This window comes from Paenibacillus sp. FSL K6-0276 (assembly GCF_037977235.1).
In the GTDB taxonomy this organism is placed as follows: Bacteria; Bacillota; Bacilli; order Paenibacillales; family Paenibacillaceae; genus Paenibacillus_AQ.
The window spans coordinates 1,394,099-1,406,567 of record NZ_CP150276.1 but is presented as its reverse complement, the minus strand read 5'-3'; the positions used below and the strand labels follow the sequence as shown (position 1 = coordinate 1,406,567).

General features: G+C 44.6%; 13 protein-coding genes. 9 read left to right on the top strand and 4 right to left on the bottom strand.

The features are described from left to right. Positions 1-4 precede the first annotated feature (4 nt). Positions 5-1,840 (bottom strand): DNA helicase RecQ, encoded by a 1,836-nt coding sequence (gene recQ, locus MHH52_RS06415; RefSeq protein WP_340007398.1) that lies wholly within the window; start codon positions 1,838-1,840, stop codon positions 5-7. A gap of 167 nt (positions 1,841-2,007) precedes the next feature. Here recQ and MHH52_RS06410 point away from each other — a divergent pair, with 167 nt between their 5' ends. From MHH52_RS06410 to MHH52_RS06380, 7 genes are all read left to right on the top strand, one after another. After that, a complete protein-coding gene (locus MHH52_RS06410; protein WP_340007396.1) occupies positions 2,008-2,988 on the top strand; it encodes an RluA family pseudouridine synthase in 981 nt (326 codons plus the stop codon). Positions 2,989-3,090: 102 nt separating this feature from the next. After that, positions 3,091-3,510, top strand: coding sequence for a GNAT family N-acetyltransferase (locus MHH52_RS06405; RefSeq protein WP_340007394.1), 420 nt, complete (start codon positions 3,091-3,093; stop codon positions 3,508-3,510). A gap of 97 nt (positions 3,511-3,607) precedes the next feature. Beyond that, entirely contained in the window at positions 3,608-4,129 is a 522-nt protein-coding gene (locus MHH52_RS06400; RefSeq protein ID WP_340007392.1) for a hypothetical protein, read from the top strand. 47 nt (positions 4,130-4,176) lie between these two features. Then, positions 4,177-4,572, top strand: a complete 396-nt coding sequence (locus tag MHH52_RS06395) for a hypothetical protein (RefSeq protein ID WP_340007390.1) — start codon at positions 4,177-4,179, stop codon at positions 4,570-4,572. Positions 4,573-4,591: 19 nt separating this feature from the next. Continuing rightward, positions 4,592-5,161, top strand: a complete 570-nt coding sequence (locus MHH52_RS06390; RefSeq protein WP_340007388.1) for a TetR-like C-terminal domain-containing protein — start codon at positions 4,592-4,594, stop codon at positions 5,159-5,161. 157 nt (positions 5,162-5,318) lie between these two features. Beyond that, entirely contained in the window at positions 5,319-6,899 is a 1,581-nt protein-coding gene (locus tag MHH52_RS06385) for an oleate hydratase (RefSeq protein ID WP_340007386.1), read from the top strand. 138 nt (positions 6,900-7,037) lie between these two features. Then, complete coding sequence (locus MHH52_RS06380) at positions 7,038-7,571, top strand: GNAT family protein (RefSeq protein ID WP_340007384.1); 534 nt, start codon at positions 7,038-7,040, stop codon at positions 7,569-7,571. 53 nt (positions 7,572-7,624) lie between these two features. Here MHH52_RS06380 and MHH52_RS06375 read toward each other — a convergent pair whose 3' ends face one another. Continuing rightward, positions 7,625-8,347 carry a DsbA family oxidoreductase gene (locus tag MHH52_RS06375; RefSeq protein WP_340007382.1) on the bottom strand — a complete coding sequence of 241 codons (723 nt, stop codon included), beginning with the start codon at positions 8,345-8,347 and terminating at the stop codon, positions 7,625-7,627. Between the two features lie 271 nt (positions 8,348-8,618). On the opposite strand from MHH52_RS06375, the gene MHH52_RS06370 reads away from it, so the two are divergent. Beyond that, positions 8,619-9,551 (top strand): glycosyltransferase family 2 protein, encoded by a 933-nt coding sequence (locus MHH52_RS06370; protein ID WP_340007380.1) that lies wholly within the window; start codon positions 8,619-8,621, stop codon positions 9,549-9,551. Between the two features lie 175 nt (positions 9,552-9,726). Further along, positions 9,727-10,833 (top strand): FAD:protein FMN transferase, encoded by a 1,107-nt coding sequence (locus tag MHH52_RS06365; RefSeq protein ID WP_340007378.1) that lies wholly within the window; start codon positions 9,727-9,729, stop codon positions 10,831-10,833. Positions 10,834-11,169: 336 nt separating this feature from the next. Here the strand turns inward: MHH52_RS06365 and MHH52_RS06360 are convergent, their stop codons facing one another. Together MHH52_RS06360 and MHH52_RS06355 are read right to left on the bottom strand one after the other, a co-directional pair. Then, positions 11,170-11,880 (bottom strand): HAD family hydrolase, encoded by a 711-nt coding sequence (locus MHH52_RS06360; protein ID WP_340007375.1) that lies wholly within the window; start codon positions 11,878-11,880, stop codon positions 11,170-11,172. A gap of 37 nt (positions 11,881-11,917) precedes the next feature. Continuing rightward, a complete protein-coding gene (locus MHH52_RS06355; RefSeq protein ID WP_313640433.1) occupies positions 11,918-12,382 on the bottom strand; it encodes a GNAT family N-acetyltransferase in 465 nt (154 codons plus the stop codon). Positions 12,383-12,469: the final 87 nt, after the last annotated feature.

Below are 12,469 nucleotides of genomic sequence, written 5' to 3'. Positions count from 1 at the left end.
TTTTCTACATTTCATTTTGAAAAAACTCCAGGAATGCCTTACCGTACTTCCGGTATTTCACTTCCCCAACACCCTTCACTCTCAGCATTTCCGCTTCGGTCTGCGGACAAACCACACTCATCTCACGAAGCGTTGCATCATTAAAGATAATATAAGACGGCACATGCTCCCGGCCTGCCAGCTCCCGCCGGATAAGACGAAGCTGCTCGAAGACTGTCTCATTGACAGCCGAAGGTGACAAGTCATGCCCGCGACTACGAACTCGCGTGCCGGATGCATTGCCCGCTCGTGAAGGACGCGCCACACGCTGCATGACCTCACGCTGTCCGCGCAGCACCTCAGCAGCCAAAGGCTGGAGCCGCACTACGGGGTATTGTCCTTCCGACAAAGCAAGATATCCTTCAGAAATGAGCACATTGATACTCTCCGAGATCTCCTTCTCCGTCCGGCTCGACATAGCACCATGGGTCGGCAGCTTATCAAAACCATACTGCATCACCTTTTGATTGCGAGAGCCTTTAAGCACAGAAGCCACCAATGCTACACCATAACGTTCCCGCATACGGTGAATGCATGAGAAAATCTTCTGCGCATCTACGGTCATATCTACGAGCTCTCGTTCATCCGTACACGAGCTGCAAATGCCGCATGACTTGTCCCCATGTGCCTCACCAAAATAATCCAGCTGAGCACTCCGTAAACAACGGGTAGTATAGCAATAATCGATCATTTGCTGAAGCTTACGATATTCGTTGGCTTTGCGGTCCGTATCCTGCGGATTCTGCTCAATCAGGAACTTCTGAGTCATAATATCCTGCGCACTAAAGAGTAGGATACACTCACTGGGTTCACCGTCACGACCAGCACGACCAGCCTCCTGAACATATGCTTCCATATTCTTCGGCATATTGTAATGAATCACATACCGAACATTAGATTTATCAATCCCCATCCCAAAAGCATTCGTAGCCACAATGACACGGATATCATCATATAGAAAGCCTTCCTGGCTATCTGCCCGTTCCTGATCATTCATACCCGCGTGATAGCGGCCCGCTGCTATTCCAGAAGCCTGCAACCTTTGATATAAATCATCCACTTCTTTGCGTGTAGCCGCATATACAATGCCCGGCTGATGGGAATGCGTCGCTGTGTAATCCATGACGAACTCCCGCTTGTTCTCTCCACGTAGCACGGACATTGCTAGATTATCTCTTCCGAGTCCAGTCATGAAAATACCCGGCTCGCGCAGACGCAGCAGCCGAACCATGTCCTCCATAACCTCTGGCGTTGCCGTCGCTGTAAATGCAGCCAAAATAGGCCGTTCTGGCAGCTCGTCTACAAATGGCGATACCGACAAATAGCTTGTGCGGAAATCATGACCCCACTGGGATACACAGTGTGCCTCATCCACAGCCACGCAAGAAATGGACAATTCGGCCATCTCTAAGCGGAACCAGTCCAGTTCAAGCCGTTCGGGCGCGACATAAAGCAGCTTCAGATCGCCCCGCCGGGCCGCCCGAATCCGCTCATTCACTTCTTTTCCGCTCAATGTACTATTAATAAAAGCTGCCGGAATACCTGCAGTGGTTAAAGCATCCACCTGATCTTTCATCAGTGAGATCAGTGGCGATATCACCAGTGTCAGCCCCGGTAGCAGCAGTGCAGGAACCTGGTAGCAGATCGATTTTCCGCCCCCCGTAGGTAAAATCCCCAGCGTGTCGCGACCTTCCAGCAAGTTCTGAACAATCTTCTTCTGGCCATCCCGAAAGTCTGGATAACCGTAATATTTTTGCAGCTCAGCCTGCGCCTGTTCAATAGTAGGTGCTTGCATCTTCATATCTCTCATGACTCCTTAGGCGTTTCTATCTTTAGTTTAGCGGTCAATGGTGTATTGAGCAACACTCTTGAAGTCTTCTTTCCGTTTCTTGCTGCCCTTCACATAGTATTTCTTAACAGCCCATGGTATATTGAGGAGTACAATATTAAAGGACGGAGAATGCAGTCATGAACTCAAGAAGAAATCCTAAAGAAACAGCCAAAAGAGGTACTCGTTCCCACAGCAAGCCGAATGGCAAGCTTAATCATAAAGTTAAAGCACCCGCAGCGCCTAAGTCTTTTACAGTAAATGAACCTTCTGAGCTGTTACCATTCTTACTCAGCCACATCACAGGACGAGGGCGAAATGCGATCAAATCCATCCTATCTCGTGGACAAGTAGCAGTGAATGGTAAGGTAGCCACCCAGCATAATCTCCAATTGCACCCAGGTCAAACCGTGGCGATTGATCAAGAGAAGCCCGTACAAGTAGATGAAATGATCGGACTCACCATCGTTCATGAGGATGATGATCTAATCATTATTCAGAAGGATGCTGGACTCCTATCAATTGCCACTGCGGAAGAAAATGAATTAACGGCTTACCGCCAGCTAATGGAGCATGTCCGCATCAGCAATCCGAAGAACCGAATTTTTGTCGTACACCGCTTGGACCGCGATACGTCTGGCGTGATGATGTTTGCCAAAAGCGAACGGATCCAGCAGGCACTGCAAACTACCTGGAAGGATACGGTGAAAGAACGTTCTTACGTAGCACTTGTCGAAGGCGCCGTTAAAAGACCAGAAGGTACAGTTAGTTCTTGGTTAAAGGAAACCTCTACCCTAAAAATGTACTCCAGTCCTCATGAAGGCGATGGTCTACATGCGATTACACATTATAAGCTCATTCAGGCGAACCGCCACTTCTCCTTGCTTGAGGTAAAGCTTGAAACTGGACGCAAGAATCAGATTCGTGTTCATATGGCGGATATCGGCCATCCGATCGCAGGAGACAAAAAATATGGTGCAGAGACCAAAACGGTAGGCCGCCTCGGCCTGCATGCTCGTGTACTTACTTTTATTCATCCTACTACGGGAGAGTTAATGACCTTCGAAAGCCCAATTCCGAAGACATTCCTGAAATATACCGCACCAGCACCGACAAACTGATATGTAACGGATAATACCCATTCAACGGATAGGGGCTGATTACAGTGGAGCTTACTACACTACAATCGCTACAATAACTTAACTAAGAATGGGTGATTAACTATGACAACAGCTCACCACTATGAATGTATTGAACGTTTACCTACGACCGAGGAGCATTCCTCCTTATGGGAAGCCGTCGGTTGGGGGAACGTGAATACGGAAATGACCGCAGCCTCTCTGGCTCATTCGGTTTATGGTATGGTCGTTGTACAGGAAGACAAGGTTATAGGTATGGGGCGGATCGTCGGCGATGGACATATGTATTTTTATATTCAGGACGTAGCCGTGCTTCCCGAATTTCAGGGCCAAGGCATTGGTAATGTCATTATTGAGCAGCTACTACACTATATTCGATCTCATTGTTGTTCCAGCGCTTTCGTCGGACTTTTCGCATCACATGGCAAGGATACCTTTTACGAACGATACGGCTTTCAGAATCACGCCCCCGGCATGACGGGCATGTTCAAGGTCATGGAGTAACACTCGAAAGATGCCCGGTCCATATGGTCCTTGGGCATCTTTTTCACTTCTATTTAGATCATGTTACAATACAAATAAACAAAAGAAGGTGCCATTATTGTTCCATCCTACTGTCTTCGATAATATAAAGATTGCTTTTGAGAACCAAATCTACGACTACGATAATCTGGACGGAATTCTGGTAGTTACAGATCGTTCCGACCTTCTGAATATGGCATTGATGTCCAGAGAATTCAGTCTTTCCTTCCAATTGACTGCTGGTAGGAACGTAACCGCCGAAGTCTTCCTCACTTCATCTGTGAAAGATCTTAGCGATGAAATATTGGAAGTGCCGAACACGGATCCCGGCTGTAATCTTTCGTTACGTTTTTACATGGAAATCGAAGATATCTCTGCTGAATGTCAGGCGATCGAGAGTATTCTCAAAGCGATCTGGGGACCTGAATTCCAGCCCATACAGTCTTTAAGCTTCATTTATGGTCAAGAAGGCGAAACCTACAATAACTGCATCGAGCTGCGATTCAAAAGACAAATCACTGAGGAACAGATGGAAGACATTCCGAATCTACTGAATCATCTTCTGCAAAGTGCAGAAGAACTGGAGTCTTTCTCGGTGTAATCCCTACTGCATACCGTTCGTACTTTGGAAAAAGAGGTGAGCAAGAAATGAAATTCCTGCCTGCTGCCAAAAGTAAGCATTGGTTTATCTGGATGGCTGTTTATGGTGTGTTTCTATGGCTGCTCTTCATTCTGCACAGATTCGTTATGATGGCTCATACATTGGATGTCACACTCTTGCTGCGCTTCGCACTTTTTTCCATTGTCGTATCTGGTATCGTGAACGCCTTAGGCTGGCTCGGAGCTCGTCTACTCTGGTTAATCACTACAACAGGAATAATTATCGGTTCGGTAATTATGCTAAGCTACACCTACAGAGAGATGTCCGGTTGGGAGGATCTCGCGGGATTCCTAGCATTTTTCTTTTTTTCATGTGGCGGATTTGCACTTGGTTTATTAGCGGAAGGTATTCGTCTGCTGGTTAAGCAGTGGCCGAAAGCTTGAATGGAGAGGTGATAGATCGTTGTCCAATTCTTTTCTCACCAAAAATGCACTGTCCCATTCCTTGAAAGAACTAATGGAACATACGTCACTAAATAAGATTACAGTCAAACAGCTCGTGGACCATTGCGGACTAAATAGACAAACCTTCTATTATCATTTTCAGGATATATTTGATTTACTGGGTTGGATCTATAAGACCGAGGCTGTAGAAAGCATCGCACAGTATCGTAGCTATAGCACGTGGACGGATGGTTTTTATAGAATCTTCTGCTACATCGAACGAAATAAAACCTTTTGCTGCAACACATTGAATTCACTGGGTAGAAATCACCTGGATGCGTATCTATACGAAGTGACGAATGACCTCATTATGGGTGTCATAAACGAACTGTCCGCTGGGATGGAGGTTAGCCACGAAGATAAACATTTCATTGCCAACTTCTATACACTGGCCTTCACAGGCCTCGTCATTCAGTGGATGAGAGATAGGATGAAAGAACCGCCGAATCATATCATTGAGAAGCTCAACGTGCTGATTGAGGGTAACTTTTTGAAAGCATTGCATAAATATGAGAACAAACCGTTGTAACCTTTGGGTTCAGCGGTTTTTTTTGTCTAAAAACTAGACATATGGACCGTAATGACTAAAATCCATACACTCTAAAAGGTTTGATTATACCTTCAAAATTGGAGTTGGTTTACATTAAGAGTGTGATTATTTCAACAACAACTTGGAGGCGACCATTGTGAAAAAAGAGTACGGTAATAAACAGGTTTATTTTGTCGGTAGCGGAATTGCATCCTTAGCGGGCGCGGCTTACCTGGTCAGAGACTGTGACTTTCCGGGACAAAACATTCACATTATTGAAGAGATGAAGATTCTCGGTGGCAGCAACGACGGCGCAGGTGACGCTGAGCACGGTTATGTCATTCGCGGTGGCCGGATGCTCAACGATGAGACCTATGAGAATACATGGGATTTACTCATTTCGATTCCCTCCCTCGACCATCCTGAGAAATCCGTTAGAGAAGAGATTATAGAATTCGATACCGCCAATCCAACACACGCCAACGCTAGACTCGTTAACCGTAACGGCGAGGTGGAAGATGTATTATCCATGGGCTTCGATATGGCTGACCGGCTTGCGATGGGTAAATTGATCATTACACCGGAAGAAAAAATGGGAAAAGCCCGGATTAATGACTGGTTTGGTCCACACTTTTTCACCACGAACTTCTGGTACATGTGGGCTACTACTTTCGCCTTCCAACCTTGGCATAGCGCAGTAGAGCTTAAACGATATATGATTCGCTTCGTTCATGAGTTCCCAAGAATTCAAACCCTGGAAGGCGTAACACGCACTCCTTATAACCAGTATGATTCCATCATCTTACCAATGCACAAATATCTCGAAGGCTTCGGTGTAGACTTTACACTGAAATGTACAGTAACTGACCTGCAGTTCAAAGACGGAGATGGCATTACCGTAACCCAAATGAACGTCCTACGCCAAGGTGCCCCAGACGTTACTAACATAAGCGAAGACGATATTGTAATCGTCACGAACGGCTCTATGACCGAAGGCTCCAGCCTTGGATCTATGACCTCTGCCCCACGTCTCAACGGAAAGGGTAGCTCATGGAAATTATGGGAGAACATCGCCGCCAAAAAACCAGGTCTCGGCAATCCATCCTCCTTCGATGATCATGTAGATGGTTCGAAATGGGAGTCCTTTACCGTGACCTTCCAAGATTCCAAATTCTTCGATCTGATGGAGAAATTCACTCGCAATCGTGCAGGTACTGGCGCATTGGTTACCTTTAAAGATTCGAGCTGGTTGATGTCCGTTGTCTTAGCTTTCCAACCGCATTTCCGCAATCAACCGGAGCATGTGAAAGTATTCTGGGGCTACGGTTTGTACCCTGACAACGTAGGAGACTTCGTGAAGAAGAAAATGAGCGAATGTACCGGAGAAGAAATTATGGAAGAATTAATCGGTCATCTTCATTTTGAAGAACATAAGGACGAGATCATGGCAACTGCTAACTGTATTCCATGTATGATGCCTTATATCACTTCACAATTCATGCCTAGATTAAACAGTGACCGACCTAAAGTAGTTCCTGAAGGCTCTACTAACCTTGCTTTCGTTGGACAATATTGTGAAATTCCAGATGATGTTGTATTCACGGAAGAATACTCTATCAGAGCAGCCAGAACTGCAGTATACACACTGCTTGGCATTAACCGGCCTATCGAGCCAATTAATCAGCATCAGTACGATGTCCGCACCTTGTTCACAAGCTTTATCACTTCTTTTAGATAAACATATCTTAAAAAGACGAGCATTCCCGGATGGATTCGGGGGCGCTTGTCTTTTTAGTGTGTAAAACTTGATTTAATATGAACTCTCCATTCCAGGTGAAATCGTGTGTATGTTAAGCTCTTCATGAAATTCAAAGGAATGGATGAGGAATTTATGTATATAGAGAATGGAAATTTAGTCATACGCAATGCAACAGCAAATGATGTCCCCCTCTTATGCAGTTGGTGGAACGATGGAAAGCTTATGGCACATGCCGGTTTTCCTAATGGCATCGGCTGCACAGAGCAGGATATATTGCAAAACCTTCTAACTGACACCGATCTTAATCGCCGCTTGATACTGGACATCGATGGTGTCCCATCAGGAGAAATGAATTACAGAACCATTGCCGGCGGCACTGCAGAAATTGGCATCAAAATCTGTGATTCTAATGAACAGGATAAAGGCTTTGGAACTGTATTTTTAACCATGTTGATTAACTTCTTATTTGTGAATATGGGCTATCGCACAATCGTTCTCGATACCAACGCCAAGAATTCAAGAGCTCAGCATGTATATGAGAACATTGGCTTTCGTAAAGTTGCCCTTCATTTGAATTCGTGGAAAAACCAACTTGGAGAATGGCAATCTTCTATTGATTATGAATTAACAAGAGCAGAGTTTCGGAACTAAAAAAAGAAGAAATGGAAACTTCTCCATCTCTTCTTCTCCACACTATACGAACTTTATATATTGCAAGATCCGTCCGCGCAGCCATCATCCGTGGATACGTCAGATTGTCCTTTGCCAACCACTTGCAGTGTTGGTCCAGCTTGTTCTTCCGCCCACACGGTATCCAACACCTCTGTAAATACAGGTCCTGGCTGTGCACCGGATAAAGCATATTTATTGTTGAACACGAAGAAAGGCACACCGGTAATATTCAGACGGCTTCCTTCTTCGATATCTCCATTCACTTCAGCTGTGTAAGCATCTGTCTCCAGCATTGCCGCTACTTCTACCTGATCAAGCCCTACCTCAGCAGCAAGTGTAGCAAGTACACTGCGATCTCCAAGATTCAATGAATCCGTAAAGTAGGCACGTAGCAGACGTTCGGACATTTCTGCACCTTTTCCTTTTGAGCTTGCAAAGTGACTCAAGCGGTGACTATCGAAAGTATTCGTATGCTTCATCGCATCGAATTGGAAATCCAACCCCACATCTTGCGCTTGCTCAGCTAGCTGTGCGTTCATTGCTTTTGCTTTTTCAATAGTCATACCGTATTTGGAAGCCAGCATCTCGTGAATACTCTTAGTCTCATTCACTTTTGCATGTGGATCCAGTTGAAAGCTACGGAATACCACTTCTACTTGATCTCGATTCGGGAATTGACTCAGCGCATTCTCCAAACGTCTTTTACCAATGTAACAAAATGGACAAGCATAATCGGACCAAATATCTATTCTCATGAAAAAACCTCCTAATATTATGGTTCATTAGTAACTGCTGAATAAGATTGATAACTAAATATTCGTCACTTACTATTATATAGTTAAAAACCGAAAAATACAAACTTAACTTTTATTTTAAAAAAAATCTCATTAGACCTGAGCCCCAACTAAAAGTATACGAAAGTGGTATATACGCTCTTCTTCAGGACAGATAGAATAAAGGTAACCATTTTGCCGGAAGACTGCATTCAGATTAGCGGACAAAAGAAGTCCTGAAGGGAGATCAGATATGTATGATATATCTATAGTGATTCCTACCCGTAACCGAATCGACGACCTTACGGTGTGCATAGAGTCCATTGGCAAGCAGACACAGCTTGAGGACATCTCCATCGAGCTATGGATTGTGGACGACGGTGAGATCCCTGAGGACAGATTAGTTTATTATCGTGAAATACTAACTGGATTACCGCAGGCTGAACTTCATTATCATCGCAAAACTAAGCCTGGCCTCTGGCTTTCCCGTTACGAAGCGCTAGGACTGATCCATGCAGAAATTGTGCTCAACTTAGATGATGATGCAGAATTAGATGACTCCTTATATATTCGACGACTGCTAGATACTTATGCAGCCGATGATTCCATTGTTGGTGTAGGTGGTGTAGCAAAAGGCATACATAGTAGCATTCCAAGCAGGCTGTTCGGTATGATAACCGGACAAATGTCCGGATCACCAGGCAGATTGTCGGCAAGTATGTTTGCAGGCTCGCAATTCCTTTGGGGAGAGAAGAAGCAGGTATTTGAAACGGATTTTTTTCACGGGTGTAATATGTCCTTCCGGCGCTCGGCACTGCGTGATATTAAGCCCTATCCATGGATGACAAGCTACTCCATAGCCGAGGATATTTATTTATCCCACTTGGCCAGCCAGTATGGCAAGCTTGTGATTAACCCCGCCATGAAAATCATCCATCATGAGTCGCCAGGTTCTCGTGATAAGGCAGGGGTTGTTGCACGAGCTACTGCAATCAATCATTACTATTTGCTGAACTTGCGTAAAGCTCCATTTATGAATTATGCTGCCCTGATCTGGACACTGTCTTGTCTGACGGCTAAAGCAACCCTAAAGCGGAATTTCAAAGCCGTTAGCGGATATGCCAAAGGGATCCTCTTCGTACTAAATCCTCGTAAGAATAAATACAGTGAATATATGCTCGATTAAGTAGGATCGTTTTTTTAAAATCTATAGCGCCGCCCCGAATCAGGATACGGGGCTTTTTTGCTATGCTGACCGGCTTATCCTTAAATGTGTCATGAAATTAATTTCCATCAACTTCTTATCTGGGGTATTATAAGTAATGATGTGGTTTAGAAACTAACTTTATGGATGGTGGAATATGTTCAAGAACAAAAAAATGACGCTGATCCTCGTTGTAATCGTCATCGTCATCATAGCTGTCGGTGCTTGGCTAATTACTAAGGAGAAGGACGATAAGGCGGCGGAAACTACGGGTAGCGCAGTAACATCCGGAAAAGGAGAGGAAAAGTCTCTCTCTCAAACATTTTATATTTATGACACTGTCGTGAATATAAAAGTGTTCGGAGATAACGTAGCACAGAAAAATATGGATGATATCCAGCACATGCTGGAACGAATGGATATGGAGCTTAGCCGCACCAAAGAAGGCGGCGAGCTTTACGCTGTCAACCAAGCAGCAGGGAAAGAAGCCGTTGTCGTTTCTGACGAGACCCTGGATGTGATTAAACAATCCCTTCAATATGCAAAAGAAATGGACGGGCTATTTGATCCCACAATCGGTCCGCTAATCGATCTCTGGAATATCGGTAGTGGCGGCGATAAAGTCCCTCCCCAAGCTGATATTGATAAAGCCAAGAGCCTAACCAACTACAAGGACGTTGAAATTGATGAAGCTGCGAAAACTGTAAAGCTGATGAAGGAAAATATGGTGCTGGATCTAGGCGGCATTGGAAAAGGTTATGCTGCAGACCGTATCGCTGATTATTTGAAAGAGCAAGGTCTAAATAGCGCTATGATTAACCTCGGAGGCAGCAGTATCATTGCACTCGGTAAGAAGCCAAACGGAAGCGAATGGAATATCGGATTGCAGGATCCAGATCAGAGCCGTGGCACACAGCTAGGAACGATCAAAATTGCAGATGAGGTCATCGATGCTTCTGGTGTTTACGAACGGTATTTTATGCAGGACAATGTTCGTTACCATCATATCATTGATCCGCGCACAGGATATCCTTCTCAGAACGGTCTCAAAAGTCTTACCATTATGAGCCCGAATGCAACAATTGCGGATGCCTTGTCTACTGGGGTATTTCTAATGGGAAAAGAAGAAGGCATGAAATATCTTGAATCGTTACCTGAAGATGTTGAAGCTTTTTTTATTACCGATGACAACAAAATTTATGCCACAGCAGGCATTAAAGAAAGAATGAAACTGACGGACCCAACGTACAGCTTCGCAGAGTAAATGAAAAAGCTTGCCCCTTTATGCCGAAATTGGCTTTTAGGGAGCAAGCTTTTTTTATATGGAGCATATACACACTACGATGCGCTACTATAGGAATTTTCTCCCTATAATTCTAGATTTAATAGCCGAATTAACAGAATATAGGGAAATTGTCCCTATAATTTACCTGAATCGTTCTTAATTTATTTTTTTCACTGTATTTATAGGGAGGATTTCCGCATAATTCGCAATATAACCTAAATAGTCGCTTATTATAGGGAATTTTTCCGTATAAGCTAACATGCACACTACGTTGATCCACTTTTATCCTATGAGCGTTTAATTAAATTCCACCTCTCACACCAAAGGAAGCTCGCCAAATTCCTTATAATTAGTGAAAATATAACTAGGCTTATGATTCGTAGCCGGTTGTCTGCCTCTCGGATTATACCAACAGACCTTCCATCCAGCCGCGAGCGCTCCAACTACATCGTTAGCCCAAGTATCCCCTATATAAAGCGAGTGGTCCGCCGAAGTACCTGTCTTTTGGTTTACGTGTACGAATATTTCTGGGTCCGGTTTAGCAAGACCGACAGCATCAGAAATAAAGATCATGTCCTCGGGAATAATCTGATCTAAGCCTAGCCCACGAATTTTACTCATCTGATGATCCTTTGGGCCATTCGTAATAATGCCTACCTTATGACCGTCCGCAATAAATCGTTCAAGGTGCTCACGCACTCCATCAATCATCTGAATAGTGTATTGACGGCCGATATATGCCGCTTGTACCGCTGAGGCTTGATCACGATCAATCTGCAAACCATACTCAGCAAAAGCAAGCTCCAGACGGCGCACCCGTGTCTCCTCCAGCGGAATTTCTCCCCGCAAATACATCGGCCATAACACATCACTATGATGTCTCACTTTATAAAATAATTCCGCAAAATCCAGACTACTCTCATCTGGGCTGAGCACTTCTCGTACTGCTTCTTCAAAAGGAACCAAATGATCATATAACGTGTCATCCAGGTCAAAAAAGATTGCCAACTTATTACTTGTTTCCACTTTAACGCCCCTTACTCGTCTTTCTCTCTAGCTAGCCTTAGAAAAAAAGGTTATAGGTATAAAATTCATCATCTCGAATGTAGCCATGCGCTTCATATAACCGCTGCGCGCCTACATTCTCCGTCATCGTTGTCAGGGACAAGCCCTTCGTATTCGTAGAAATCGCATAATCTCTAGCACTTTCCAGCAGCATAGCGCCTAGCCCATGCCCTCGGATCTCTGCAGTAACGAACAAATCATTCAGTATCCAGAGGCGCTCCATCGTCACCGATGAAAATGAAGGATAGAGCTGTGTGAAGCCCCACGAACGTTTTCCGTCACCTTCCCCCTCTACCACCATAAGAATTACAGATTCATTCAGCCTTAGTCTGTCGGTTAAGAAGGCGCGTGCCCCTTCCCGATCAGAGGCTGCTCCATAGAATACTCGATATTCATCAAATAATGGTATGAGCCGTTCTAAATCATCTAAAACCACTCGTTCTATACGATAATTGTTCATCATCAGCGCTCACTTTCCGGCCTCGCCCGTTTTAACAACATTGTAAATGGTAACCGAGGCGTTCACCATGGAGAGAACGCCGAATGATTT

Coding starts and splice junctions, on each gene's coding strand:
- recQ (WP_340007398.1), bottom strand. CDS start 1,840: ATGAAGATGCAAGCACCTACTATTGAACAGGCGCAGGCTGAGCTGCAA.
- MHH52_RS06365 (WP_340007378.1), top strand. CDS start 9,727: ATGTTCAAGAACAAAAAAATGACGCTGATCCTCGTTGTAATCGTCATC.
- MHH52_RS06380 (WP_340007384.1), top strand. CDS start 7,038: ATGGATGAGGAATTTATGTATATAGAGAATGGAAATTTAGTCATACGC.
- MHH52_RS06405 (WP_340007394.1), top strand. CDS start 3,091: ATGACAACAGCTCACCACTATGAATGTATTGAACGTTTACCTACGACC.
- MHH52_RS06395 (WP_340007390.1), top strand. CDS start 4,177: ATGAAATTCCTGCCTGCTGCCAAAAGTAAGCATTGGTTTATCTGGATG.
- MHH52_RS06410 (WP_340007396.1), top strand. CDS start 2,008: ATGAACTCAAGAAGAAATCCTAAAGAAACAGCCAAAAGAGGTACTCGT.
- MHH52_RS06355 (WP_313640433.1), bottom strand. CDS start 12,382: ATGATGAACAATTATCGTATAGAACGAGTGGTTTTAGATGATTTAGAA.
- MHH52_RS06375 (WP_340007382.1), bottom strand. CDS start 8,347: ATGAGAATAGATATTTGGTCCGATTATGCTTGTCCATTTTGTTACATT.
- MHH52_RS06370 (WP_340007380.1), top strand. CDS start 8,619: ATGTATGATATATCTATAGTGATTCCTACCCGTAACCGAATCGACGAC.